20 protein-coding genes are annotated in these 25,552 nt (G+C 70.2%); 11 read left to right on the top strand and 9 right to left on the bottom strand.

Annotation, left to right across the window (positions count from 1 at the left end):
- From AB0B86_RS12140 to AB0B86_RS12150, 3 genes are read right to left on the bottom strand one after another with little or no spacing between them, the layout of a single operon-like run.
- Complete coding sequence (locus AB0B86_RS12140) at positions 1-762, bottom strand: metal ABC transporter ATP-binding protein (RefSeq protein ID WP_357410641.1); 762 nt, start codon at positions 760-762, stop codon at positions 1-3.
- The gene (locus tag AB0B86_RS12145; protein ID WP_357417749.1) at positions 759-1,700 is read right to left on the bottom strand and encodes a metal ABC transporter substrate-binding protein; all 942 of its coding nucleotides are present in this window, start codon (positions 1,698-1,700) and stop codon (positions 759-761) included. The genes AB0B86_RS12140 and AB0B86_RS12145 overlap by 4 nt, the downstream gene beginning before the upstream one ends.
- Before the next feature lie 54 nt (positions 1,701-1,754).
- Positions 1,755-2,012, bottom strand: coding sequence for a hypothetical protein (locus AB0B86_RS12150; protein WP_357410645.1), 258 nt, complete (start codon positions 2,010-2,012; stop codon positions 1,755-1,757).
- A 29-nt stretch (positions 2,013-2,041) separates the two neighbouring features.
- On the opposite strand from AB0B86_RS12150, the gene AB0B86_RS12155 reads away from it, so the two are divergent.
- The 4 genes from AB0B86_RS12155 to dusB all read left to right on the top strand — a co-directional run bounded on the left by AB0B86_RS12155 (position 2,042) and on the right by dusB (position 5,617).
- Positions 2,042-2,383 carry an antibiotic biosynthesis monooxygenase gene (locus tag AB0B86_RS12155; RefSeq protein WP_357410647.1) on the top strand — a complete coding sequence of 114 codons (342 nt, stop codon included), beginning with the start codon at positions 2,042-2,044 and terminating at the stop codon, positions 2,381-2,383.
- 24 nt (positions 2,384-2,407) lie between these two features.
- Positions 2,408-2,887, top strand: coding sequence for a hypothetical protein (locus tag AB0B86_RS12160; protein ID WP_357410649.1), 480 nt, complete (start codon positions 2,408-2,410; stop codon positions 2,885-2,887).
- 113 nt (positions 2,888-3,000) lie between these two features.
- On the top strand, positions 3,001-4,380 hold the full coding sequence (locus AB0B86_RS12165; protein WP_357410652.1) for a glycine--tRNA ligase: 1,380 nt from the start codon (positions 3,001-3,003) through the stop codon (positions 4,378-4,380).
- Positions 4,381-4,459: 79 nt separating this feature from the next.
- The gene (gene dusB / locus AB0B86_RS12170; RefSeq protein ID WP_357417933.1) at positions 4,460-5,617 is read left to right on the top strand and encodes a tRNA dihydrouridine synthase DusB; all 1,158 of its coding nucleotides are present in this window, start codon (positions 4,460-4,462) and stop codon (positions 5,615-5,617) included.
- A 436-nt stretch (positions 5,618-6,053) separates the two neighbouring features.
- Here dusB and AB0B86_RS12175 read toward each other — a convergent pair whose 3' ends face one another.
- Both AB0B86_RS12175 and AB0B86_RS12180 read right to left on the bottom strand, forming a co-directional pair.
- Positions 6,054-6,959, bottom strand: coding sequence for a hypothetical protein (locus tag AB0B86_RS12175; protein WP_357410654.1), 906 nt, complete (start codon positions 6,957-6,959; stop codon positions 6,054-6,056).
- A gap of 318 nt (positions 6,960-7,277) precedes the next feature.
- The gene (locus tag AB0B86_RS12180) at positions 7,278-8,945 is read right to left on the bottom strand and encodes a beta-N-acetylhexosaminidase (protein ID WP_357417752.1); all 1,668 of its coding nucleotides are present in this window, start codon (positions 8,943-8,945) and stop codon (positions 7,278-7,280) included.
- A gap of 314 nt (positions 8,946-9,259) precedes the next feature.
- On the opposite strand from AB0B86_RS12180, the gene ppdK reads away from it, so the two are divergent.
- Positions 9,260-11,968: a pyruvate, phosphate dikinase gene (gene ppdK / locus AB0B86_RS12185; RefSeq protein ID WP_357410659.1), complete on the top strand. Its 2,709-nt coding sequence runs from the start codon at positions 9,260-9,262 to the stop codon at positions 11,966-11,968.
- A 49-nt stretch (positions 11,969-12,017) separates the two neighbouring features.
- Here the strand turns inward: ppdK and AB0B86_RS12190 are convergent, their stop codons facing one another.
- Positions 12,018-12,521 (bottom strand): roadblock/LC7 domain-containing protein, encoded by a 504-nt coding sequence (locus tag AB0B86_RS12190; protein ID WP_357410661.1) that lies wholly within the window; start codon positions 12,519-12,521, stop codon positions 12,018-12,020.
- Between the two features lie 252 nt (positions 12,522-12,773).
- Between AB0B86_RS12190 and AB0B86_RS12195 the strand changes: the two genes are divergently transcribed.
- From AB0B86_RS12195 to AB0B86_RS12220, 6 genes are all read left to right on the top strand, one after another.
- Positions 12,774-13,127 carry a VOC family protein gene (locus AB0B86_RS12195; protein ID WP_357410663.1) on the top strand — a complete coding sequence of 118 codons (354 nt, stop codon included), beginning with the start codon at positions 12,774-12,776 and terminating at the stop codon, positions 13,125-13,127.
- Positions 13,128-13,169: 42 nt separating this feature from the next.
- The gene (locus AB0B86_RS12200) at positions 13,170-14,396 is read left to right on the top strand and encodes a deoxyguanosinetriphosphate triphosphohydrolase (protein ID WP_357417755.1); all 1,227 of its coding nucleotides are present in this window, start codon (positions 13,170-13,172) and stop codon (positions 14,394-14,396) included.
- A gap of 122 nt (positions 14,397-14,518) precedes the next feature.
- Positions 14,519-15,853, top strand: a complete 1,335-nt coding sequence (locus tag AB0B86_RS12205) for a tachylectin-related carbohydrate-binding protein (protein ID WP_357417757.1) — start codon at positions 14,519-14,521, stop codon at positions 15,851-15,853.
- Positions 15,854-15,957: 104 nt separating this feature from the next.
- Entirely contained in the window at positions 15,958-17,211 is a 1,254-nt protein-coding gene (locus AB0B86_RS12210; protein ID WP_357417935.1) for a M23 family metallopeptidase, read from the top strand.
- 143 nt (positions 17,212-17,354) lie between these two features.
- On the top strand, positions 17,355-19,766 hold the full coding sequence (locus AB0B86_RS12215; protein WP_357410667.1) for a BTAD domain-containing putative transcriptional regulator: 2,412 nt from the start codon (positions 17,355-17,357) through the stop codon (positions 19,764-19,766).
- Between the two features lie 5 nt (positions 19,767-19,771).
- The gene (locus AB0B86_RS12220; protein WP_357410669.1) at positions 19,772-20,602 is read left to right on the top strand and encodes a siderophore-interacting protein; all 831 of its coding nucleotides are present in this window, start codon (positions 19,772-19,774) and stop codon (positions 20,600-20,602) included.
- Positions 20,603-20,609: 7 nt separating this feature from the next.
- Here the strand turns inward: AB0B86_RS12220 and AB0B86_RS12225 are convergent, their stop codons facing one another.
- The 3 genes from AB0B86_RS12225 to AB0B86_RS12235 form a co-directional block, all read right to left on the bottom strand.
- On the bottom strand, positions 20,610-21,815 hold the full coding sequence (locus AB0B86_RS12225) for a low temperature requirement protein A (RefSeq protein WP_357410671.1): 1,206 nt from the start codon (positions 21,813-21,815) through the stop codon (positions 20,610-20,612).
- 93 nt (positions 21,816-21,908) lie between these two features.
- Positions 21,909-23,612 (bottom strand): glycoside hydrolase domain-containing protein, encoded by a 1,704-nt coding sequence (locus AB0B86_RS12230; RefSeq protein ID WP_357417761.1) that lies wholly within the window; start codon positions 23,610-23,612, stop codon positions 21,909-21,911.
- Between the two features lie 126 nt (positions 23,613-23,738).
- Positions 23,739-25,340 carry a hypothetical protein gene (locus tag AB0B86_RS12235; RefSeq protein WP_357410675.1) on the bottom strand — a complete coding sequence of 534 codons (1,602 nt, stop codon included), beginning with the start codon at positions 25,338-25,340 and terminating at the stop codon, positions 23,739-23,741.
- Positions 25,341-25,552 lie beyond the last annotated feature (212 nt).

Here is a 25,552-nt window from a genome sequence, read left to right on the forward strand (position 1 = left end):
TCAGTTGCTCCACAGCCCGGCGGGCTCGTCGTAGCAGTGCGGGTGCACGTGGTCGTGGTCGGGCTCCGCGTGATGGCCGGCCGGGTCCGGCACCGCGCCGTCGTGCGCGATGCGACCCTCGTGGACGACCACCGCTCGGCTGATCACCGGTCGCAGTGGGCCCAGCTCGTGGGCGACGAGCAGCACCGTCCCGCCGTCGGCGACGAAGTCGCGCAGCGCGCTGGCGAATGCTTCCTGACTGGCCGCGTCCACCCCGGCGGTGGGTTCGTCGAGGACCAGCAGCTCCGGTTGACCGGCCAGGGCGCGGGCGATCAGGGTGCGCTGCTGCTGGCCACCGGAGAGCGTGGCCACCGGGTCGCCGGCCCGGTCGGCGAGCCCGACCGCCAGCAACGCGGCGTCGACGGCGGCGCGGTCGGCGCGACCCGGCGGGCGGAGCACCCCCCGGCGGGCCAGCCGACCGGAGGCCACCACCTCACGGACGGTGGCCGGTACGCCGCCGCCGGCGCCCAGGCGCTGCGGGACGTACCCGATGCGGGCCCACTGCCGGAACCGGCGCAACGGCCGGTCGAAGAGGGTTACCGAGCCGGCGCTGAGCGGCACCAGCCCGAGCACGGCGCGGATCAGGGTGGACTTGCCGGAGCCGTTGGCCCCGAGTATGGCGACCACCTCACCGGCGGTGACGGTGAGTGAGACGTCCCGGAGCACCGGGCGGCCGTCGTAGCCGACCACCCCGTGCTCGACGGCGATGACAGGTGTGCTCACGAGCAGCCCAGGGCCGTCTGCAGGGTCCGCAGGTTGGTACGCATCACCGAAAGGTAGTCCCCGTCGCTGCCGGCGGCGAGTCCTTCGATCGGGTCCAGAACGGCGGTCTTCGCGCCGACCTGACCGGCGATGGTTTCGGCGACCTTCGGGCTGACCAGGGTCTCGAAGAAGATCGTGGTGGCGTGGTGCTCCTTCGCCTCCTCGATCGTGTCCGCGAGTCGTTGCGGTGCGGGCTCGACGTCGGGGCTCAGCCCGGTGATGCCGACCTGGTCGAGCTGGTAACGGTCAGCGAGGTAGCCGAACGCGGCGTGGCTGGTCACGATCTCCCGCCGTTGGCAGGTCGCCAGGCCGTTCTTGAACTCGCCGTCCAGGGCCGTCAGGTCGGCGCGCAGCGCCTCCGCCCGCGCTGTGTAGTCGGCGGCGTGCGCCGCGTCGGCCTTGCCGAGCCGCTGGGCGAGCTGGTCGCCGATGCCGGCCAGCCGGGTCGGGTCGAGCCAGACGTGCGGGTCCTTGCCGCCGCTCTCGTCGGCGTGTCCCTCTTCGCCGTCGTGGTTGTGCCCACCGGCGGACGCGTCCAACAGCGGCTGCACGCTCGTCACGTCGAACGCCCGGTCGCCGCCGTTCTGGGCGACGGCGTCGTCCACCGCCGGCTGGAAACCCTTCAGGTAGACGATCAGCTCGGCCTCGCTGACCTGGCCGACCTGACTGGGGTTGAGTTCCAGGTCGTGCGGTTCGGCGCCGGGCTTGGCCAGGTTGGTCACCCGGACCGCGTCGCCGCCGATCCGCTCGGCCAGGAACTGGAGGGGGTAGAACGCGGCCACCACGTCGACCCGTTGGGGGTCGGCGCCGCCGGCGCTGCTGGCACAGCCGGCCCCGGCGGCGAGGGCGAGCACTGCGGTAGCGGCGGCCAGGACACGGATCGTGGTGCGGTTACTCATGTCGCCAACTGTCCGTGGCAACGATAATGATTGTCAACAACGCATGATTGCATGTCAGAGCAGCTTCGCGAGGCCCACCGTCACCAGCAGGGTGAGCATCACCAGCCGAATCAGCCGGGTCTGCGGCGCCTGAACCGCCCAGGTCGTCGCCAACAGGGCGATCAGGGCGGCGGCGAGCGCGAGCGTCAGCAGCCCACCGATCACCCCGGGCGTGAAGAACGCCACAAGCACCACCACCAGGGTGAGCAGGAACACCGACGTCGGGTTGGCCCCGGCCAACCGGGCCAACAGAGGGCGCTGCGTACGCTGCATCCCACAGACTCTACGAGGAGGCACCCCCGTTGCTGGTGACCAACCGGTTCGTGGTCGACGTCGATGTCGCCGACGACTTCACCGAACGGGCGCACGCCGCCCTCACCGCACTGGCCGCCTGCCCCGGCTACCTACGCGGTCAACTGGTCCGGGCGCTCGACGACCCCCGGTACTGGTCACTCGTCACCGAATGGGAGTCGGTCGGCACCTACCGTCGGGCACTCGGAGCCTTCGAGGTCAAGGTCAGCGCCGTGCCGCTGCTCGCCGAGTCGGTCGACGAACCCTCCGCCTACGAGGCGCTGGCCACCGCCGCCCCCGGCGGGGCCGTGGTCATCGCCGAGAGTGATCGGGCTGCGGGTCCTTACCGCTGAGCCGCCGGACACTACGCTGCTCCTATGACCGCACCCGCCCCGCCACCCGGTCCCGGCGTGGCTCCGCCGTTCGCCGCGCCCCCCACCGAGGGTCGCCGGACCCGGCTCTGGATCGGCCTCGGCATCGGCGCGCTCGCCGTGGTGCTCTGCTGTGGCGGGGGCGGCAGCGCCGTCATCGGCCTGGCCGTCACCGGCGTGCAGGCCATCGGGGAACAGGCCCGCACCGTGACCGGCGACTACTACCAGGCGCTTGTCGAGCGGGACTACGGGCGGGCGTACGAGCAGCTCTGCGACGACGCGCAGCGGCGCGAGTCCCGGCCCGAGTTCGAACGGCGAGCCGCCGCCGAGCCGCAGGTCACCGGGTTCCGGCTCGGTGAGGTCGACACCATCAACCTGACAGTGCCGGTGGACGTGACGCTCTCCGGTGGCGATCGGGAACAGCAGCAGGTGAGCCTGGGTCGGGACGGTCAGACCGGCGGCGTGGAGGTCTGCGGGGTCAACTGACCCGCCCCCGGTATTCTGCTGGGCTCAGGGCCGCGGTGGTCGTACCGTGGTCCCGAACCGACCGATCCATCCACATCTGCCCCCGCCGACCGCCAGCCGGCGTAGGAGGAAACATGCCAGCCGACCGTATCGACGCCGTCGTCAGCCTCGCCAAGCGTCGAGGCTTCGTCTTCCCCTCCAGCGAGATCTACGGGGGCACCCGATCGGCGTGGGACTACGGTCCGCTCGGCGTGGAGCTCAAGGAGAACGTCCGCCGGCAGTGGTGGAAGACCATGGTCCAGCAGCGTGACGACGTCGTCGGCCTCGACTCCGCGGTGATCCTGGCCCGCAAGGTGTGGGAGGCGTCCGGCCACATCGCCGAGTTCGTCGACCCGCTCACCGAGTGCCAGTTCTGCCACAAGCGGTTCCGGGCCGACCACCTGGAGGAGGCGTACGCCGAGAAGCACGGCAAGCCGCTCACCTCCCTCGCCGAGCTGAACTGCCCCAACTGCGGCAACAAGGGCACCTTCACCGAGCCGAAGATGTTCAACGGCCTGATGAAGACCTACCTGGGCCCGGTGGAGAGCGACGAGGGGCTGCACTACCTGCGCCCGGAGACCGCGCAGGGCATCTTCGTCAACTACAAGAACGTGGAGACTGTCGCCCGCAAGAAGCCGCCGTTCGGCATCGCGCAGACTGGCAAGTCGTTCCGCAACGAGATCACCCCGGGCAACTTCATCTTCCGGACCCGCGAGTTCGAGCAGATGGAGATGGAGTTCTTCGTCGAGCCGGGCACCGACGAGCAGTGGCACGAGTACTGGCTCCAGGAGCGTTGGAACTGGTACCTCGATCTCGGCCTGTCGGCGGACAACCTGCGCCTGTACGAGCACCCCAAGGAGAAGCTGTCGCACTACTCGAAGCGGACCGTCGACATCGAGTACCGCTTCCAGTTCGGCGGCACCGAGTTCGCCGAGCTGGAGGGTGTGGCCAACCGCACCGACTTCGACCTCTCCACCCACAGCAAGCACTCCGGCGTCGACCTGTCGTACTTCGACCAGACCAAGAGTGAGCGCTGGATGCCGTACGTCATCGAGCCGGCCGCCGGTCTGACCCGCGCGGTGCTCGCCTTCCTGCTGGAGGCGTACGACGAGGACGAGGCGCCGAACACCAAGGGCGGCGTGGACAAGCGCACCGTCATGCGGTTCGACCCGCGGCTCGCCCCGGTCAAGGTGGCGGTGCTGCCGCTGTCCCGCAACGAGGCGCTGTCGCCCAAGGCGAAGGACCTCGCCACGCTGCTGCGTAAGCGTTGGGTGGTGGAGTTCGACGACTCGCAGGCGATCGGCCGCCGCTACCGCCGGCAGGACGAGATCGGCACCCCGTTCTGCGTGACAGTCGACTTCGACACCCTGGACGACAACGCCGTGACGGTCCGCAACCGGGACACCATGGCCCAGGAGCGGGTCTCCCTGGACCAGGTCGAGCGCTACCTGATCGAGCGCCTCCCCGGCTGCTGAGACGCTGCGCACGGGGCCTCGGCCGACGCGATGAGCGCCGGTCGGGGCCCCGTACACTTGTGCGGTGACTGCCTCGACCATGCCCGTGCTGCGGCCGTTGACTCTCGGGCCGTACCAGGTGTGGCCGCCGGTGGTGCTCGCGCCGATGGCCGGCATCACGAACGTCGGTTTCCGGCGGCTCTGCCGTGAACAGGGCGGCGGGATCTACGTCTGCGAGATGATCACCACCCGGGCACTTGTCGAGCGGAACCCGAAGACGCTGCGCATGATCGCCTTCGGTGACGACGAGAAGCCGCGCAGCCTCCAGCTCTACGGCACCGACCCGGAGATCACCGCCGCCGCCGTGCGGATCGTCGTCGAGCGCAACCTGGCCGATCACATCGACCTCAACTTCGGCTGCCCGGTCCCCAAGGTCACCAGGCGTGGCGGCGGCGCGGCGCTGCCGTGGCGGCGCCGGCTCTTCGCCCGACTGGTGCGGGCCGCGGTGGACGCCGCCGCACCATCCGGGGTGCCGGTCACTGTCAAGATGCGCAAGGGCATCGACGACGACCACCTGACGTACGTCGAAGCCGGGCTCGCCGCCCAGGAGGCCGGCGTGGCAGCGGTGGCCCTGCACGGGCGCACGGCCTCGCAGCGTTACTCGGGCACCGCCGACTGGGACGCGATCGCCACCCTGAAGCAGGCCCTCGACGTGCCGGTGCTCGGCAACGGTGACATCTGGGAGGCCGACGACGCGCTGCGGATGATCGCGCACACCGGCGTGGACGGCGTGGTCGTCGGTCGCGGCTGCCTGGGCCGCCCCTGGCTCTTCGCCGACCTGGAGGCCGCCTTCAACGGTCGGCCGGAGCGGCGGATGCCGACCCTGGGCGAGGTGGCGGTGACCATGCGGCGGCACGCCGAGCTGCTCGTCGACCAGTTCGTGGCGGGTGCCCGCAATCCGGCCCGGGGCGAACGGGACGGCTGTACCGACTTCCGCAAGCACGTCGCGTGGTACCTGAAGGGTTTCCCGGTCGGCGGCGAACTGCGCCGCTCGCTGGCGATGATCGAGAGCCTGGCCCAGCTCGACGACCTGCTCGGCAAGCTCGACCCGACCGAACCGTTCCCGGTGACCGCGCTGGGCCAGCCGCGCGGGCGCACCAACTCGCCGGGCAAGGTCGCCCTGCCGGACGGCTGGTTGGCCAGCCGGGACGACGACACAGTCCCCGAGGGCGCCGAGATGGACGACTCCGGCGGCTGACGCCGGACCGCGCCTGCCACGCTGCGCGCGGCCTCGCCCCCCGCTGCGGCTGTGCTCCGGTCCCCGCCGTGGCCCGCCCCGGCCGGCGTGGCGCGAGCGGTCGGGCTCTCTGGTTGGCGCGCTTTGGAGCTGATGCTGTAAACGAATCATCTCCTCGTGGCGGCGCTCGTGGCCGTGCCGTCGTGGAGGTCGGGCTCTCTGGTTCGCGTCCTTTGGAGCTGATGTCGTGGACGGATCACCGCCAGTCGGCGGTGTCACCGCGGTCTCACGGTGCCTCGTAGGGTGCCGCGGCGGTCTCACGGTGGCCGCGTAGGGTGCCGCGGCGGTGCTCGCAACAGCATCGGCCGTGGGGTGAATGCTTGCGGCAGTCGGACGTCCGGATCGGACGACCGTCGCCCCGGAACGCGCCCCTTCCTGAACCCCGTTTGTCGTCACGTCAGCCGAGGCCGACTCGGTGCAACGCGAGCGCCACGAACCCGCGCACGGACCGGTCCCAGCCGGGTACGGCGGCGTCGAAGTCCGAGTAACGGGCGTCGGTGAGGACGTCGAGGGCCAGGTCGGGCAGCAGGTCGCCGAGCCGGTACGTCAGCCCGACCGCCGCCGTGACCCGGACGACAGCGGTATTCGCGGACAACAGCTCGCGGAGGCGTGCGTCGATCCGTTCCGACCCGCCCCGACAGTGGCCGAGGGCCAGATTGGCGCTGGCGCGGACGGCGGCGCGGGCGTCATCGTCCGGGATCGCGATGAGCCCGGCCAACGCGGCCTCGTCGAGGGCGAACCAGGCGAGTAGTTCTGCGGCGTATCCGGCCACCTGCCGGTCTGGATCGGTGAGCCAGCGGACGTACCTGTCGGTGTATCGGGCTCCGGCATGGAAGGCGTCGGCCTCCCAGCGGACCACCACGCTGTCGGCCAGCTCCGCGGCCTCCTCGTGGTCGAACAGGTCTTCGGTCTCCAGATGCCGTTCCACGAGCGCCGCCTGCTCGTCGGTGACCCCCTCGGCGGCGGTGAAGGCCCGCTGCGGATCGAAGGGCAGCTCGTCGTCGCGCCGGTCGCCGAGCACCACCGAACGGAGCAGGTCGACCACCGCCGCCCTCTCCGGCGTGTCCTGGTCGTCGGCGAGCGCCACCAGAAACGGCACCACCTGACAGCTCGCCCCCCACCGCGAGCCCTGGTGGTAGACGTTGCCGAACAGCTCGGACAACGCACCACGTCGGACCGGCACCTCCGCCGAGCGCAGTGCCCGCAACTGGTCCGGTACGTCGACGGCCGGCCCGTACGCGTGGTGCAGGGACTCCCACGGGACATCGTCGAGCCCGGTCAGCGGGTCGGTCCGTTGATCCATCCGGCGGTTCTACCACGCGAGCCGGACCGGGAAGGCCCCCTGTGGTGCGGGTGTGCGTGGCGTCGGATCGTGCGACGGCGCTCCACTGATTCGTCTGCGGCATCAGCTCCAAAGGACGTGCGCGCAGAGGTAGGCGGCCCGGGGCGGCGGCGATCGGGACGTGCCGAAGCGCCTGCCCCGAACGGGCCCGGGCCCGTTCGGGGGCAGTCTGGTGCCCGACCTCGCTGGCGGATTTGGCCCCGGCCGAGCGCTCAGTGCCGTCCCGGCGGGCTTCGCGTGCCGGACCCGACCGCGCTCACGGGCGCACCGAGGCTGAGGTCAGGGCGTCGCGGGGCGCTGGCCGGGGATGGTCGGTGCAACCGGCCAGGGAATCTCGGGCGCGCGGTGGAAGGCGATCCCGGCGGTGGCCCAGCGTGGGCCGTGTCCGGCCAGCCGGTCGCGGAACCCGGACCAGTCGTGGGTCGCGCGTGGTGACCAGCCGAGTTCGGCGATGGCGGGCAGGCGGGGCAGCAGCATGAACTCGATCTCGGCGAGCGAGGTGACCGTCTCGGTCCAGAGGGGGGCCTCCACGCCGAGTACGGCGGTGTCGGGAACGTCGGCGACGTGGGCGCCGGGATCCCAGTCGTACGCGGTGCGCACGTCGACAAGCCCCGCCCAGTCGAGCCCGATCGGGGTGTCCGGCGCGTACTTCATGTCCAGGTAGGCGCGGTTGCCGGGGGAGACGATGAGCCGCGCGCCACGACGTACCGCGTCGGCCGTCACCTGGTCCGCACCATCGCCCGTGCCCCACCACTGCAGGACCCGTCCGTCGACGTGGCCGGCGGGCGCGAGCTGGTGCCATCCGACGACGGTCTTGCCGAGGTCGGCGACGATGCGCTGCACCCGCTCGACGAAACCGGTGTAGACCTCGCCCTTGACCTTGAACGCCTCGTCGCCGCCGATGTGCAGCCATGGCCCGGGAGTGAGCGCGGCGACCTCACGCAGCACGTCGCTCACGAAGTCGTACGTCCGCTCGTCGGTCGGGTCGACGTAGCTGAAACCGACCTCGGTGCCGGTGTACGGCGGCGGCGCGACCTTGTCGGGGGCCAGCTCCGGGTACGCGACGAGCGCCGCGTTCGTGTGCCCGGGCAGATCGATCTCCGGTACGACCGTGACGTGCCGGTCGGCCGCGTAGGAGACGATCCGGCGGTAGTCGGCCTTCGTGTAGTGCCCGCCCGGGCCGCCGCCGACCTCGGTGGCCCCGCCGACGGCGCTCAGTGCCGGCCAGGAGTCCACGGCGATCCGCCAGCCCTGGTCGTCGGTGAGGTGCAGATGCAGGTGGTTGATCTTGTAGCGGGCCAGGTGGTCGACGACGCGCAGCACGTCCTCGACGGCGAAGAAGTGTCGTGCCACGTCGAGCATCACGCCCCGGTACGGGAACCGGGGTGCATCGGTGATGGTCCCGCCGGGAAGCGTCCACCGTTCGGTGACCGGGACCGGGCTCTCGATCGCCGCCGGTAGCAGTTGACGCAGTGTCTGCACGCCGTGGAAGAGCCCGGTGGCGGTGCCGGCGGTGACGCGTACCCCGGTGGTGGTGATGTCGAGCCGGTAGCCCTCCGGGCCGAGGGCGGCGGCGGTCTGGTCCAGCACCAGCGCGATGCCGTCGGCCGGTGCCGGGGCGGCGGCGTCGGTGACCGGCAGCGGGTAGCCGGTGGCCGGGCGCAGCAGTTCGGCGAGCTGTTCGGCGACAGCCAGCGCGGCCGGGTCCGCGCTGGCCACGATGACCGCTTCGGCGGGCAGTGTCCAATCTCCGGTCGGGTCCGGCTGGACCTGCCGGGGGGCGGGCACCACGTCGGCCAACCGGTGCGGGGCCGGTGGGGCGAGCGCCTCGCGCGCGGCCCGCTCGGCCGCGCGGGCCAGCGTGGCCGCGTCGGGTTCCACCGCCGGCAACGACACCGGGCTGGCGGCGGGGGTGGCGGTGGGGAGGGGGGAGGGGGTGGTCGACACGGCGGCGACTCCGGGGGGTGTATTCGCGTCGGTTATGGCAAAAGTGAGGTTCACCGGCTGACGTGGCGTCAAGCGTACGACGCTCGGCCGGGATGCGTGATGGTGCGCATGGAAGCGTTCCCAGAAAACGGTACGAACACGGATAGTCGTGATGGCTGTGCCAATTGTCACCGAACGGTCCCAGGTCACCTGATGGTCGCTTAGCCTTCGCCCACCGATCGGCGTCGACTCCGGGATTACCGGTGGTCCGTCCCGGGGTAGGAAAAAACTGAACCTTCGTTAAGTGTCCATCCGGCGCGTGTGTGGAGGCTTTGGTGGCAGCGCAAGAACCCGTCGATCACAAGTACGTCTACGACTTCTCCGAAGGCAACAAGGATCTCAAGGACCTCCTCGGCGGCAAGGGCGCGAACCTCGCCGAGATGACCAATCTCGGCCTGCCCGTTCCCCCCGGCTTCACCATCACCACCGAGGCCTGCCAGGCGTACCTCGCCACGGGACGGGAGCCGGACGGACTCGCCGGGCAGATCGAGGCGCACCTGGAGTCCTTGGAGCGCGCGATGGGCAAACGCCTCGGCGACCCGCAGGACCCCCTGCTGGTGTCCGTCCGCTCCGGCGCGAAGTTCTCCATGCCCGGCATGATGGAGACAGTCCTCAACGTGGGCCTCAACGACCAGAGCGTGGTCGGCCTCTCCGCGCAGGCCGGAGGCAACGACAGGTTCGCCTGGGACTCCTACCGGCGGCTCATCCAGATGTTCGGCAAGACCGTCTGCGAGGTACCCGGCGAGGAGTTCGAGCACGCCCTCGACGAGGCCAAACACGCCAAGGGCACCGCCAACGACCTGGATCTGGACGCCGACGACCTGCGCGGGCTCGTCGACGCGTACAAGAAGATCTTCGTGAAGCACACCGGTCGGGAGTTCCCGCAGCAGCCGCGTGAACAGCTCGACCTCGCCATCCGGGCGGTCTTCGAGTCGTGGAACGCCGAGCGCGCGGTGCTCTACCGCCGCCAGGAGCGCATCCCGGCCGACCTCGGCACCGCTGTCAACGTGGTGACGATGGTCTTCGGCAACCTCGGCCCGGACTCCGGCACCGGCGTCGCGTTCACCCGTGACCCGGGCAGCGGTGCGCAGGGCATCTACGGCGACTACCTGGCCAACGCGCAGGGCGAGGACGTCGTCGCCGGCATCCGCAACACGGTGCCCCTGCAGGAGCTGGAGCAGCTCGACAAGTCCTCCTACGACGAGTTGCTCGGCATCATGGCCCGGCTGGAGGAACACTACAAGGACCTCTGCGACATCGAGTTCACCATCGAGCGCGGCAAGCTGTGGATGTTGCAGACCCGGGTCGGCAAGCGCACCGCAGCCGCCGCGTTCGTCATCGCCGGGCAACTCGTCGACGAGGGCCTGATCGACCTGGACGAGGCGTTGCACCGGGTGAACGGCGCGCAGCTCGCACAGCTGATGTTCCCCCGCTTCCAGCTCGATCATGAGTTCGAGGCGGTCGCCACGGGCATCGGCGCCTCTCCCGGCGCGGCGTCCGGCACCGTGGTCTTCACCTCCGCGCGGGCCGTCGAGCTGGCCGCCGAGGGAAAGTCGGTGATCCTGGTCCGCCGGGAGACCAACCCCGACGACCTGAACGGCATGATCGCCGCGAAGGGCATCCTCACCTCGCGGGGCGGCAAGACCAGCCACGCCGCGGTGGTCGCCCGGGGCATGGGCAAGACCTGCGTCTCCGGTGCCGACGCGATCGAGGTGAACGTTCCGGCGAAGCGGTTCACAGTGGCCGGGCAGACCGTCAACGAGGGCGACGTCGTGTCCATCGACGGCACCACGGGCAAGGTGTACCTGGGTGAGGTCCCGGTCATGCCGTCGGAGGTGGTGCAGTACTTCGAGGGCAGCCTCGACCCCGAGCACATCGACAACGCGCTGGTCCGGGCCGTACACCGGATCATGACGCACGCCGACGGGAAGCGGCGGCTGGCGGTCCGCACGAACGCCGACACCGGCGCGGACGCGGCCCGGGCCCGGCGCTTCGGCGCGGAGGGCATCGGGCTGTGTCGCACCGAGCACATGTTCCTCGGCGACCGGCGGGAGCTGGTCGAGCGCCTGATCCTGGCCCGCGCCGAGGGGGAGCGGGACGAGGCGCTGGCCGCGCTGCTGCCGTTGCAACGGGCCGACTTCGAGGAGATCTTCCGCGAGATGGACGGCCTGCCGGTCACCGTCCGGCTGATCGACCCGCCGCTGCACGAGTTCCTGCCGCCGCTTGAGCAGCTCGCGGTGAACGTCGCGGTCGCCCAGGAGCGCGGCGAGGACGTCGCCAAGGAGGAGGCGTTGCTCGCCGCGGTGCGGCGGATGCACGAGGAGAACCCGATGCTCGGGCTGCGCGGCGTCCGCCTCGGCCTGGTCATCCCGGGCCTGTTCGCGATGCAGGTCCGGGCCATCGCCGAGGCGGCGGTCGCGGTCACCCGCGCGGGCGGCACCGCCCGCCCGGAGATCATGGTGCCGCTTGTCGGTGCCGTGCAGGAGCTGGAGACGGTTCGCGCCGAGGCCGAGAAGATCATCGCCGAGGTGGTCGGGGACAGCGGCGTCGAGGTGCTGATCGGCACGATGATCGAGGTGCCCCGCGCCGCGCTGACCGCCGGCCAGATCGCCGAGGCGGCGCAGTTCTTCTCCTTTGGCACCAACGACCTGACCCAGATGGCCTGGGGTTTCTCCCGGGACGACGTCGAGGGAGCGTTCTTCTGGCGCTACCTGGAGCTGGGCATCTTCGGCATCTCGCCGTTCGAGTCGATCGACCGGGACGGCGTCGGCCGGCTGGTGCGGATCGCCGCCGAGGAGGGCCGGGGCGCCCGCCCCGGGTTGAAGCTCGGGATCTGCGGCGAGCACGGTGGCGACCCGGACTCGGTGCACTTCTTCCACGAGGTCGGCCTGGACTACGTGTCCTGCTCGCCGTTCCGGGTGCCGGTGGCCCGGCTGGAGGCCGGCCGGGCGGCGGTGCAGACCCAGGGTTCGGACAGCCGCTGACGGGGGCCGGCGGCGGACCGGGCGACCCGGCCGCCGCCGGCACCGACGATCAGATCGGTGGGCGCCGCCAGGTCGGTCGCGTCGCGCGGCGCAACTGGGTGGGCAGGGTCGCCATCGGGGTACGCACGGCGAGCGGCGCGTGCCCGTCCGGAACCGCGGAGGCACCGCCGCCACCGGTGGTGCGCGTGTCCACCACCGAGCCGGTCCGCCGCGCCACCGCCCGCGCCTCCTCGTGCAGGGGCTCCAGATCCTCCACCGCCGACGCGGTGACCAGGGTCAGCAGGGCGGTGCGCCCGGCCGGGTAGGTCACCACGCAGCCGGCAGTGGTGCAGACGACCGACTCCCGGAACTCGCCCCGCCGGACGGTGTCGGCCACCCGGTGGCCGAGCCCGAAACTGGCGGCGGCCAGCGCGGCGAGGTGGGTGGCGTCGGTGCTGGGCAGGTCGCTGGAGATGAGCAACCCGTCGGTGCCGGCCAGCACCGTCCCGGCGACCTCCGGTCGGCGTCGACGCAGTCCGCGTAGCTCCGTACCCAGGACGGTGTCTGCGTCCACGAGCTGCTCCCTTACCGGTCGGGATCTGCGTGTCGGTCGGCTCGTCACGTTCCGCGCTGGGAACGCTACCGGTGGCCACCGCCGCCCGCGAGCCCGTAACCCAGGGCGATCGGTTCACAACTCCAGGCCGATCGGCGGTTGTGGACGATTCGCCGACGCGTCGGGGGCACGTCGACAGGCCGTGACGGGCGTAGCCTTGGCTCGCTCGCAAACGGCTGATTGTGTAGGCCGTCGAACGGGAAAGGTGACTGAATGACAAGCGTCTGGGAGAGCCTCACCGTCGATGCCCGTGATCCGGCACGGCTGGCCCGCTGGTGGGCCGAGGCGCTCGGCTATCAGATCGTCACCGAGAAGCCGGGCGGCGTGGAGATCCGCCAGTCCGCGGATCGGTCTCCCGCCCTGTTCTTCGGTCCGGTGACCGAGGGCAAGGAACGCAAGAACCGGCTGCACCTCGACCTGCGGCCCGCCGACCGGGAGGCCGAGGTCGAGCGGCTCGTCGACATGGGCGCCCGGCACGTCGACATCGGCCAGGGCGACGTCGACTGGACGGTGCTCGCCGACCCGGAGGGCAACGAGTTCTGCGTCCTGCGTGAGCGCGAGGAGTGAGCCGGTTTTGCGAGCCCCGCAGTCGCGAACAGCGGCGGCTGCGTGAAGAGTGAGCCGGATGCGCGGCTGGTTGAGGAGGCGCCCAAGGACACCGGGCACCGCCGCTCACCGTACGAGCGCGACCGTGCCCGGGTGCTGCACTCGGCGGCGTTCCGGCGGCTGGCCACCAAGACCCAGGTGCACACCGCCGGGACTGACGACTTCCTGCGTACCCGGCTGACGCACTCGCTCGAGGTGGCGCAGATCGCCCGGGAGATGGGTGCCCGGTTGGGCTGCGACCCGGACGTGGTCGACGTCGCCGGGCTCGCTCACGACCTGGGGCATCCGCCGTTCGGGCACAATGGCGAGTCCGCGCTGGACCTGTTGGCCACGCCCTGCGGTGGCTTCGAGGGCAACGCGCAGACATTGCGGGTGCTGACCCGGCTGGAGGCGAAGGTGCTCGCCCCGGACGGCTCGCCGGCGGGCCTCAACCTGACCCGCGCGTCGCTCGACGCGATCGGCAAGTACCCGTGGCCGCGCCGCCCCGGGCAGCGCAAGTTCGGGGTGTACGCGGACGACGCGCCGGTCTTCGGTTGGATCCGGGCCGGGGCGCCCGGCGACCGGCGCTGTCTGGAGGCGCAGGTGATGGACTGGGCCGACGACGTCGCGTACTCGGTGCACGATGTGGAGGACGGCATCCACGGCGGGTACGTCACGTTGGGCCCGCTGCTCGCGGACGCCGACGAGCGGGCGGCGCTCTGCGCCGACGTGGCCGCCGCCTACTCCGGTGAGTCCGCGGCCGACCTGGCCGAGGTGCTTGTGGACCTGCTCGCCGACCCGCTGCTCGCGCCGCTCGCCGACTACGACGGCAGCCACCGCGCCCAGGTCGCGTTGAAGGCGACCACAAGCGGGCTGACCGGCCGGTTCGTGGCGGCGGCGGTGGCCGCGACGGAGGAGCGCTCCGGTCCCGGCCCGCACCGCCGCTACGACGCCGACCTGGTGGTGCCGAGGCTGGTCCGAGCCCAGTGCGCGCTGCTCAAGGGCATCGCCCTGCGGTACGTGATGCGGCGGTCGGGTTTCCGGGGCCGCTACGAACGGCAGCGGACGATGCTTGCCGAGTTGGTGGCCGCGCTGCTCCGGCGCGCGCCGGACGGGCTCGATCCGATCTTCGCCCCGCTGTGGCGGGCGGCCCCGGACGACACCGCCCGACTGCGGGTGGTGATCGACCAGGTCGCCTCGCTCACCGACCCGGCGGCGGTGACCTGGCACACCAGGCTCGTCAGGCGCTGATCGGTCGACCTGCTGGCCGGGGTTGTGCGGGAGCGGTACGGACAGCTTGACAACAGCGCCGAGACAACGACCGACATCATGCTCTTCCCCAGTGCGAACAATCGACGATCTGGGGGATCTGCATGAAACGAACAATTCTCGGCGGACTGTGTGCCGTGCTGGCGCTGGCCGTCGGCGTCGCTCCTGCCGCCCAATCCGCCGCGGCGGCCTCGCCCGCGCCGGCCGTTGGCGACGAGTTCCCGGCCGCGTCGATGACTGCGGCGTACGCGACGGCTCCCTGCTCCACGAGCGGACCGAGCAGCGCGGACGCCTCGCTGGCCACCAGCCTCAACAGCCGGCTCAGCGGCACTATGGACGGCTACATGACCGCCTACCGGGTGTCCTGTGCCCGCAAGGTGGTGCAGGCGGTACAGGCGCGGGGGTTGGCCGAGCGCGCCGCGGTCATCGCCGTCACCACCACCATCGTCGAGTCGACCATCCAGAACGTGGCGGAAAAGGTCGACCACACCAGTCTCGGCCTGTTCCAGCAGCAGGACTCCTGGGGGTCCGAGTCGCAGCGGCTGGACCCGACGTGGGCGACCAATGCCTTCCTGAACAAGATGATCAGCCTTTATCCGAACAACTCCTGGGCGAGCGAGCCGATCGGCGAGGTCTGCCAGCGGGTGCAGGTCTCGGCCTATCCGGACAGGTACCAGGGGCAGGCCTCGGACGGGCAGATCATCGTCGACGCGCTCTGGACCCCGCCCGCCGTGTCGGTGTACGGGGTGCTGGCCGATGGCAGGTTGACGTACTCGGAGATCGAGTCGGGTACGGGCCGCCGGTTGAAGACGGTGCTGTCGGAGGAGCCTCTGGGTTTCACGCCGAAAGCGTTGGCGACGTTGAATTACAACACGCTGTTGGTGACGTCGACCGCTGGTGATCTGCACCGGGTCAACATCATTACGAACAAGACGGGTGTGGCGTTCGAGAAGCCGTCGAGGATCAAGGTTGGTGGGTGGACGCACACCCAGCTCAGCTACGACGGGCACGGCAGTCTGTACGGCATCAATTCCGTTGGGGAGTTGCTGCGTTATGACGTGACGTCGACGAAGCCGACCGGCGACAACATCGTCAATGGTACGAGGATCGGTGGTGGGTTCGTGCTCAAGACGATGACCACGACGGGTCAGGACTGGATCCTGGGTACGACGGCGGATGGGCGGCTCCTGTCGTACAAGATCAATGGTGCGGGTTCCTGGTCCTCGGGTGAGCTGAAGGACAGCACCTGGCAGGGCATGACCCACCTGGTCTCGCCCGGCGCCGGCATCTACTACGGCCGCACGAGCAACGGTGCGCTGCACCGCTACCTCGATCAGGATCCGTACGACCGCGACGGCAGCGACCTCATCGGGCAGGGCACCGTCGACGACTCCGGCTGGACCCAGACCCTGCTGTCCGCCCAGCCCTTCGCCAACTGAGGCGCCCGACCATGGCCAACCTCCGGTACCTCCAGATCTCCGCCATTGAGGAGCGACGAGACATGACTCAGCCCCACCGGGTACGACGCCTGACGGCGGCAGCCCTGGCCGCCATGGCGCTGGCCGGGACCGGCGTTTCGGCGCTGGACATCGTCGATTCGGCCGCCGCCCAGGCCGCTGGCGCCCGGCCGAACTTCCAGCTTCCGTTCGCCTGCGACGACGTGTGGCGGATGTCCACCTATCCCGGCCACGACGACTACGACATTGACATGTTCGCCACCACGGGGACCACGGCCGGCCGGCCCATTCTCGCCTCTGCCGCGGGCACCGTCGCCTACGCCGGCTATGACAGCGGTGCGGGCAACTACGTCAAACTCAATCACGGCGGCGGCTGGGAGTCGCTCTACCTGCACATGGTCTCGACGCCCGCTGTCTCGACCGGTCAGCAGGTCGGCCAGGGTCAGTTGCTCGGCCGGGTCGGCACCACCGGCAATTCCAGCGGCGAACACCTGCACCACGAGCAGCGACGTGACGGGGCCAAGGTCGAGTCCTACTTCAACGGTGCCCCGTCCGGCATCACCACCGACGGCTCGCCAAGCGGCGAGCCGAAGTCGCCAGAGGTTCGGGCGGTGAGCGCGAACTGCGGCAACATCTTGGTGTACGGGGTGCTGGCCGATGGCAGGTTGACGTACTCGGAGATCGAGTCGGGTACGGGCCGCCGGTTGAAGACGGTGCTGTCGGAGGAGCCTCTGGGTTTCACGCCGAAAGCGTTGGCGACGTTGAATTACAACACGCTGTTGGTGACGTCGACCGCTGGTGATCTGCACCGGGTCAACATCATTACGAACAAGACGGGTGTGGCGTTCGAGAAGCCGTCGAGGATCAAGGTTGGTGGGTGGACGCACACCCAGCTCAGCTACGACGGGCACGGCAGTCTGTACGGCATCAATTCCGTTGGGGAGTTGCTGCGTTATGACGTGACGTCGACGAAGCCGACCGGCGACAACATCGTCAATGGTACGAGGATCGGTGGTGGGTTCGTGCTCAAGACGATGACCACGACGGGTCAGGACTGGATCCTGGGTACGACGGCGGATGGGCGGCTCCTGTCGTACAAGATCAATGGTGCGGGTTCCTGGTCCTCGGGTGAGCTGAAGGACAGCACCTGGCAGGGCATGACCCACCTGGTCTCGCCCGGCGCGGGTACGTACTTTGGTCGTACCGGGACTGGCGGGCTTTTCCGCTACACCGACCGCAACCCCTACGACGGCAGCGGCGGCGACCTCTTCGGTCTGGGCGCGGTGGACGACTCGGGGTGGACGCAGGCGCTCCTTTCCGCGGTGCCCTTCAACAGCTGACCTCCCCGAGCACCGGAAACCGGGTGTCCGCCATCTGAGGCGGACACCCGGTTTCCGCCATCTCCGGAATGAAGTCGATGACCCGCCGACGACGGGGCCGCGCCGGAACAGACCCCGTATTAGAATGGCGTCGATTCACGGGGGTGATCATTTTGATAGATAAATTTTATTGGAAAGACGTCGGTTTCGGTCGATATTTGCAGCGTTTGCGGGAGCGGAGTGGCCTGACGCAGCAGGAGTTGGCCGATCGGTCTGGGCTGAGCGCAGCGACTATTCGCGACCTCGAACAGGGGCGCAGCCGCCGCCCGAGACCGCGCTCCATACGCGCCCTCAGCGTGGCTTTGGGACTGTCCGACCACGAGGCCGCGACTCTGCGGGACTCGGCGCTGGCCGCCGCCGGCCCGAACGACGATCGGGCGGAGTCGCCGACAATCAAGCTGTTCGGTCCTCTCTCGCTGTATCGAGGGTCCACGGCCGTGCCACTCGGCGCCGGCCGGCACCGGGTGGTGCTCGCCCGGCTGGCCCTGACGCCCAACGCGGCGGTGTCCCGCGACGAACTGATCGACCTGCTCTGGGGCGCGCAGCCGCCCTCCACCGCGGTCAACCTGGTGCAGACCTATGTCAGCCGGCTGCGTCGGTCGCTGGAGAGCGGGTGGTCCACGGAACGGGTTCGTCAGCCGTTGGCGCTGGTGCCCGGCGGTTACCGGCTCACCGTGGCCACCGAGCAGCTCGACCTACTGATGGGGCAGGAGTTGCTGGCACGGGCCGATGCGCACGACGACGGGCCAGCCGCGTTCGCCCTGCTCGACGAGGCGATCCAACAGTGGCGCGGCAGCCCGCTCGCGGACGTGCCGGAGCTGCGTGGTGACTCGTTGCTGATCGCGGTCGAGGAGGAGCGCATCGCCGCGACGATCCGCCACGCCAAGCTGGCCGGGCCGCTCGGCCGCTTCGACCGAGCGCTGCGGACCGTGCGGGAACTGTCCGGCCAGTATCCCCTGCACGAACCACTGCAAGCCCAGCTGATCTCCACGTTGGCCGGGGTTGGCCAACAGGCTGCCGCGCTGCGGGCGTACGAGGACGTCCGCCGACGGCTGTCCGAGGACCTCGGCATCGATCCCGGCCGGGAGCTGGTCGAGGCGTACCGGTCGGTGCTCGGACCTCCGGGCCGGCGGGGGTCGGTCGAAACCGGGTCGCCCACGCCACGGGGAGTGCCCTTGCAGACTCCCGCGCCGCCCGCGGACTTCACCGGGCGGGCGGAGCAAATACGCCATCTCCTGCACCTGCTCGGTCGAGATCCGCAGCGACCGTTGCCGGAGTCGGTGACAACCTGTGTGATCACCGGAGCCGCCGGGGTCGGCAAGACGGCACTGACGCTGCGCAGCGCACAGCTGCTGCGGCCGTCGTTTCCGAACGGGCAGCTGTACATCGATCTGCAAGGCTTCGGTCGCCTCCCGGTGTCGCCGCTGGACGCATTGGCCGGTTTTTTGCGCGCGCTCGGCGTGCCCGCCCGCCGGATACCACGCGACGAGGCGGAGTGCTCGGCACTGTTCCGCAGCGTCCTGGCTGACCGCCGGATGCTGATCGTGCTGGACAACCCGCGCAATGCGGCGCAGGTGCGGCCGTTACTGCCAGGAACTGGCGGCAGCGCGGTGCTGGTCGCCAGTCGTCGTCGGCTCGCCGACCTGGCCGGTGCCGTGATCGTCGACCTGGCCGTGCCCTCGGCCGTCGACGCGATCGACATGCTGGCAGCATCGGTGGGTTCGGCCCGCGTGGCGGCGGAGCACGAGGCCGCCGTCGGCGTTGTGCGCGCCTGTGGGCACCTGCCGATCGCCTTGCGCGTGGCGGGCAGCCGATTGGTGAGCCGGCCGTCCTGGACGGTGCGGGCGGTGATGGAGCAGCTGGCCGACCGCCACGTGCGGCTGGACGTGCTCCGGATCGGCGACGTGGGGGTGGAAGCCAGCTTCGACCTCAGCTACCAGCAGCTCCCCGCTGCCACGGCCCGGACGTTTCGCATGTCGGCGCTTCTGCCCGGCGCCCACTTTGGCCTGCCTGCGGCGGCTCGGATGGTGGGCGAGGACGAGGCGCTGGTCGAGGAGGCACTGCACGAACTGGTGGACGGCAACCTCGTGCAGGTCTGCGCGAAGGGCCGCTTCCGCTATCACGACCTGCTGCGCCTTTTTGCCGAGCGGCGGGCGCGGACCACTGATCCGGTGCCGGACCGGACTGCCGGGCTGGACCGGCTGATCGAGTGGTACATCGAACAGGTTGCCGCGGCGCTCCGGGTGGTGCGTCGCGAAACGACGGGCCGAGGCGGCGCCACGGCCTTCACCGACGCGGCCGCGGCGAGCCAGTGGATGGACATTGAGTCGGCCGGTCTCAACGGGGCCATCCGGGCGGCGGCCGACGGCGCCCTGTCGGACCGTGCTCGCACACTCGAGGACGGGCTCAACGCCTATCTGCTTGCCCGGCATCTGCTTGCCCGGCGGAGAGCGGTCCCGGAGCAGATGGCCTGGCGGGACCTCGATTGGCGGCCCGAGCTGGTTAGGCTAGCCTAACCAACATGACCGAACGGCCTAGAGCAGTGACGTCGGTCCGCGTGCTGCGCACCGAGCGGCCCACCCCGCACCTGGTCCGGCTCGTCCTCGGTGGGGACGAGTTGGCCGACCTGCCGGTGGGTGAGTTCACCGACCACTACATCAAGCTGGTGTTCCCGCAGCCCGGCGTCGTCTATCCGCAGCCGATGGATCTCGCCGCGATCCGTCGGGACCTGCCCCGGGAGCAGTGGCCCCGGCTGCGCGCGTACACCGTACGGCGGTGGGATCCGCTTGCCGAGGAGTTGACCGTGGACGTGGTGTACCACGGCGACGAGGGGTTGGCCGGCCCGTGGGCCGCCGCGCTACGGCCGGGCGACCCGGTGCACTTCGTCGGCCCCGGCGGGGCGTACGCGCCGAGCCCGGACGCGGACTGGCACCTGCTGGTCGGCGACGAGAGCGCCCTGCCGGCGATCGCCGCCGCATGCGAACGGCTGCCGCTGGGCGCGCCGGCCCACGTCTTCGTGGAGATCGGCGACCCGGCCGACGAGCAGAAGCTGCTCAGCCCCGGCGCGATCGAGGTGACCTGGGTGCACCGGGGCGAGAGCCCGGTCGGTGCGGCGCTTGTCGCGGCGGTACGGGCGTTGGAGTTCCCGGCCGGTCAGGTGCACGCGTTCGTGCACGGCGAGGCAGCCTTCGTCCGGGACCTGCGCCGGTTGCTGCGCGGCGAGCGGGGCATCCCGCTCGGTCAACTCTCCATCTCCGGCTACTGGCGGCGTGGCATGGACGACGAGGGCTGGCGCTCCACCAAGGCCGACTGGAACAGCCAGGTGACCGCCGAGGAGGCCACCGCCGCCTGAGGGTTGCTCATCCCTCGGGTGTGCGGTTCGCCGCGCCGGCTCTGGCCAGTCGCCGGCTGACCAGGACGGCATAACCGACGACCGCCAGGGCGAGCAGCGACAGCAGCACCCTTGGTTGGCGCACCGTCGTGGTGATCAGCGAGACCGAGACCACGCCGTAGACGGCGATTGCCAACCGGGCGGCGCTGGGTCGGGTCCACAGCCAGTACAGGGCAAGACCACAGAGCGTCCAGATCACCATCGATGCGCCAAGCAGCAGCCGCAGCTCCAGTGGCAGGTGGTCAGCGTTGCTGTCGATCAGCCGGACCACCTGTCCGAGCGCCCAGCCGAGCAGCAGCAGGGCACCGCCGAGCGGAATGTGCAGGTAGCTGTACGCCTGCCCGCCGCGCAGCCGGCGCTGGAGCAGGCGGGTGGTGACGAACGTGGTGTAGACCCACCAGACGGCCGCCGGGATCAGGAAGGCCAACGCGGCGGTGAGGATCATGTGTGGCGGGGGATGGTCCGGCACGGCGAAGAGCAGGCTGGCCAGCGCGCTGCCCAGCACGATGATGGTGAACTGGCCGATCCGTTCCGGTAGGTGCCGGTTGTCCACCGGCCAGCGGTTGAGCCAGCGTACGCCGACCCAGGGCGTGCTCAGTTCGATGACCATCGCGACCACCCACAGCACCGGGCGCAGCTGACTGGGCACGGTCAGCGACACCAGCCAGAGCAGCCAACCGGACCCGAAGCCGATCAGGTAGACAGTCGTCACCGTACGCGCCATCGGGCTGGTCGGACGGGCCCGCAGGTACAGCAGGAGCAGCACGCCCCGCACGATCAGGTACCCGACCGGCAGAAGCACGCTCTCCGGCACCTCGTCGACCCCGAGCGTCATCGCGCCCGCGCCGACCAACGCGACGAGCACCAGCAGCCGGTGCAGCGCGTCGTCCGGGTCGAACCGGGTGTCGTAGTAGACCTGCCCCAGCCAGGCCCACTGGATCACCACGAAGAGCCCGATGACGGCCAGCACCGCCCTCGGCGACGGCGAGGGGTCGTCGCCCAGCCGGGCCGTCACCGCTGCCAGCGCGTACACGAAGATGAGGTCGAGGAAGAGTTCCAGCCAGGTGGCGTGCCGGTGGCCGGCCTCGTCCGTCCGCGGGGCCTGGCCGCGTAGCCCCAACCACGTGCCCAACCAGCTCGGCACGTGCGGGCGGTCGGTCCGTACCCTGCGCATCTGGTCATGGTCCCCGGGTGGGCCCGGCCGGCGGGCCGGAACCGGTGAGCGCGGGGTCACCCGGCCGCACCGGTGACCCCGCGATGGTGCCCGTCAGCCGAGGTTGGCCCAGCTGGACCAGGGACCGCTGGTGGTGGTCTGCCAGGTGCTGTAGAGGCTCCCGTTGCCGCCGACGACGAAGACCTGGAGGCGTCCGTCGGCGTTGGTGGCGACGGCCAGGTCGGTGGTGAGGTCGTTGCCGCCGAGGCTGGTCCAGTCCGCGAACGGGCCGTTAGCCGTGTTCTGCCACTTGTGGTAGAGCCTGGCGTCACCGCCGATGGCGAACAGCTCGATCCGACCGTCGGTCTTGGTGACGGCCTTGACGGCGCTCAGGTCGGTGCCGTCGAGGTTGGTCCAGTCGGCCCAGGAGCCGCTGGTGGTGGTCTGCCAGATGCTGTAGAGGGCGCCGTTGCCGCCGATGACGAAGACCTGGAGGCGTCCGTCGGCGTTGGCGGCGATGGTGAGGTCGGTGGTGAGGTCGTTGCCGCCGAGGCTGGTCCAGTCGGAGAACGGCCCGTTGGCCGTACTCTGCCACTTGTGGTAGAGCTTCCCGTCGCCGCCGATGGCGAACAGTTCGATCCGGCCGTCCTTCTTCTTCACGGCGCTGAGCGAGCGTAGGTCGGTGCCGCCGAGGTTGGTCCAGGCCGACCAGGGGCCGCTGGTGGTGGTCTGCCAGATGCTGTAGAGGCTGCCGTTGCCGCCGATGACGAAGGCTTGCAGGCGTCCGTCGGCGTTGGTGGCGGTGGTGAGGTCGGTGGTGAGATCGTTACCGCCGAGGCTGGCCCAGTCGGCGAACGGCCCGTTCGTGCTGCGCTGCCACTTGTCGTAGAGCTTCGAGTCGCCGCCGATGGCGAGCAGTTCGATCCGGCCGTCCGCCTTCGTCACCGCGGTCGGGGCCTGCAGGTGGGTGCCGCCGAGGTTGGCCCAGTCGCCGAAGACGCCGTTCGGGGAGGTCTGCCAGGTGCTGTACACCGCGCCGGAGCCGCGGGTCTGGAACGCCTGCAACCGGCCGTCGGCATTCAACGCCACCGCCAACGACCGGGCGGACGGCCGGCTACCCCACTGGCCGAAGTCGATGGCCCAGGCCTCGTTGCGGTCACATTGGGCTCCGGCGATGGTCACGTTGTTCTCCACCTGCCGCAGCTGTGCCCGGCTGTCCCACTGGCCGGACGACCAGGCGTACGTCTGCCAGCCCCAGCGGATCTTGCCGGCGTCGAAGAGTCGCTTGATCACGTAGTAGCCGCCGTAGGCGCCGACCCGGGCCCGGCCCAGCACGGAGGCCAACCCGTCGAAGTAGGCGTTGATGACGGTCTGCTGCGACGCCGATGCGTCGAAGTCCACGCTGAAGTAGATCGGCTTGCCCGCCGGCATGCCGCAGGCCAGCGCCTGGCTCTGCGCCTTGGTGGCGTTCTCCACCCCCTTCGCGTACCCCTGCAGCGCCTCGCTGGCGGTGTACTCCCAGTTGCAGACGACGTCGATGCCGGCCGCGATGAGGGCGTCCGCCTCACCGCGGGTGAGGTTCTTGCCATCGGTGCTGTCACTCAGATATCGGCAGGCGAAGGTGTAACCGGCGGCCTTGAGGCCGCTGATGCTCGGGCGACCCCACGAGTAGTCGACACCACGGCGGTAGACGGCCGCGGCCGCCGGGGATCCGAAGGTCAGCCCGGTGACGCCGCCTGCGACAACGGCGGCCAGACCGGCCAGGACGCCACGTCGGGAAATCTGGTTCGGCAGGTGCGGGGCGGAGGAAACACGCATGGAAGAAGTTCCTTTCGAGGGCTACCGGGGCGTACGAGGGCGCGGCTCCGCCGGAGGCGGACCGGTGATCTGCTGTGGAGCGGGGGGCACCGGCGCGGCCGGTGCCCCCCGCGGGTGGTGCTGGGGTCAGCCGAGGTTGGTCCAGTCCGACCAGGAGCCGCTGGTGGTGGTCTGCCAGATGCTGTAGAGGCTGCCGTTGCCGCCGATGACGAAGACCTGGAGTCGTCCGTCGGCGTTGGCGGAGATGGCGAGGTCGGTGGTGAGGCCATTGCCGCCGAGGCTGGTCCAGGGGGAGAACGGCCCGTTCGCTGTGGTCTGCCACTTGTGGTAGAGCTTTGAGTCGCCGCCGATCGCGAACAGTTCCATCCGACCGTCGGCCTTGGTGACAGCCCGGACGGCGCTCAGGTCGGTGCCGTCGAGGTTGGTCCAGTCGGCCCAGGCGCCGCTGGTGGTGGTCTGCCAGATGCTGTAGAGGGCGCCGTTGCCGCCGATGACGAAGACCTGGAGGCGTCCGTCGGCATTGGCGGAGATGGCGAGCTCGGTGGTCAGGTCGTTGCCGCCGAGGCTGGTCCAGTCGGAGAACGGCCCGTTGGCCGTGCTCTGCCACCTGTGGTAGAGCTTCCCGTCGCCGCCGATGGCGAACAGCTCGATCCGGCCGTCCTTCTTCTTCACGGCGCTGAGCGAGCGCAGGTCGGTGCCGCCGAGGTTGGCCCAGGCCGACCAGGGGCCGCTGGTGGTGGTCTGCCAGATGCTGTAGAGGCTGCCGTTGCCGCCGATGACGAAGACCTGCAGGCGCCCGTCGGCGTTCGTGGCGACGTTCAGGTCACTGCTGAGCGCACTGCCGCCGAGGCTGGTCCAGTCGGAGAACGGGCCGTTCACGGTGCTCTGCCACTTGTCGTAGAGCTTCCCGTCGCCGCCGATCGCGAACAACTCGATCCGGCCGTCCGCCTTCGTCACCGCCGTCGGCGACTTCAGGGCGCTGCCGCCGAGGTTGGCCCAGGCGCCGAAGACGCTGTTGGGGGCGGACTGCCAGGTGCTGTACACCGCGCCGGAACCACGGGTCTGGAACGCCTGCATCCGGCCGTCCGCGTTCAGCGCGACCGACAACTTCGTGGCCTGCGGCTTCGCGGGAGCCGACGGGGAGGCGATCAGACCGGTACGGCGGATCGGCTTGAAACTCGCCAGGTCACCCGCGCTGTTGAAGCCCAGGTTGCCTAAATTGCTCCTCTCGCGCGGGTTCTGGACCGTCTCGCCGTCTCTGTTGAACGAATAGACGTAGGCGCCCTTGCTGTGGTCGTTCCGGTCGGCCCAGAAAGCGAACAGTTCGATGTGGCCCGAGCGCACCATCGCGTCGCCGGGCTGCCAGTCGTCTCTGCTGCCGAGAGTGAACCAGCGGGAGTTGGACCCCTCGAAATCGTCCGTGTTGTAGTCCCAACCGCTCGGCTTCTTGTCCAGGTGCCAGACCATGGAAACCAGTCCGGAGCAGTCCCGGCGGTACCTGTGGGAACCCTCTTCGTCGGACGCCGGCTCACTCTGCGCCTGGCTGTAGGTGAGGCCGCGGTCCACCCAGTTCTGGGCGCGGCGCATGATCTCGCCGCGATCGATGGGTCCTTCGAGTGTGGAGGCCTGCGCCGGGGCCGGCGACAGGCCGACCAGTCCCGCGGCGATCATGGCCAGCGCGCCGACGATGCCGCTCGCTCGGCGAGTACGGCCGAATCGTGACTGCACAACTTTTCCCTTCAGGGTGGATGAGTGGGGGGTGGTGGCGCCGGACCGGAATGCATCGAGACTCTTGGCTGAAGTCGACGCGTCCGGATAAGATCCGCGACGCAGGCGTCACCGTGGGTTCCGTCCGCAGTGGTCGGTCCCAGATGGTCCTGCTATGCGGTTGTCGGCCGGCAGCCTTCCCTTCTGATGAGGACACGAGAGCCGTGGCACCG

The organism is Micromonospora sp. NPDC049047, assembly GCF_040649135.1.
Lineage (GTDB): Bacteria > Actinomycetota > Actinomycetes > Mycobacteriales > Micromonosporaceae > Micromonospora.

Excerpts from the sequence above, each read along its gene's own strand:
- AB0B86_RS12165 (WP_357410652.1), top strand. The coding sequence starts at position 3,001 with ATGCCAGCCGACCGTATCGACGCCGTCGTCAGCCTCGCCAAGCGTCGA.
- AB0B86_RS12195 (WP_357410663.1), top strand. The coding sequence starts at position 12,774 with ATGACAAGCGTCTGGGAGAGCCTCACCGTCGATGCCCGTGATCCGGCA.
- AB0B86_RS12230 (WP_357417761.1), bottom strand. The coding sequence starts at position 23,612 with ATGCGTGTTTCCTCCGCCCCGCACCTGCCGAACCAGATTTCCCGACGT.
- AB0B86_RS12225 (WP_357410671.1), bottom strand. The coding sequence starts at position 21,815 with ATGCGCAGGGTACGGACCGACCGCCCGCACGTGCCGAGCTGGTTGGGC.
- AB0B86_RS12205 (WP_357417757.1), top strand. The coding sequence starts at position 14,519 with ATGAAACGAACAATTCTCGGCGGACTGTGTGCCGTGCTGGCGCTGGCC.
- AB0B86_RS12175 (WP_357410654.1), bottom strand. The coding sequence starts at position 6,959 with ATGGATCAACGGACCGACCCGCTGACCGGGCTCGACGATGTCCCGTGG.
- dusB (WP_357417933.1), top strand. The coding sequence starts at position 4,460 with ATGCCCGTGCTGCGGCCGTTGACTCTCGGGCCGTACCAGGTGTGGCCG.
- AB0B86_RS12145 (WP_357417749.1), bottom strand. The coding sequence starts at position 1,700 with ATGAGTAACCGCACCACGATCCGTGTCCTGGCCGCCGCTACCGCAGTG.
- AB0B86_RS12160 (WP_357410649.1), top strand. The coding sequence starts at position 2,408 with ATGACCGCACCCGCCCCGCCACCCGGTCCCGGCGTGGCTCCGCCGTTC.
- AB0B86_RS12150 (WP_357410645.1), bottom strand. The coding sequence starts at position 2,012 with ATGCAGCGTACGCAGCGCCCTCTGTTGGCCCGGTTGGCCGGGGCCAAC.
- AB0B86_RS12220 (WP_357410669.1), top strand. The coding sequence starts at position 19,772 with ATGACCGAACGGCCTAGAGCAGTGACGTCGGTCCGCGTGCTGCGCACC.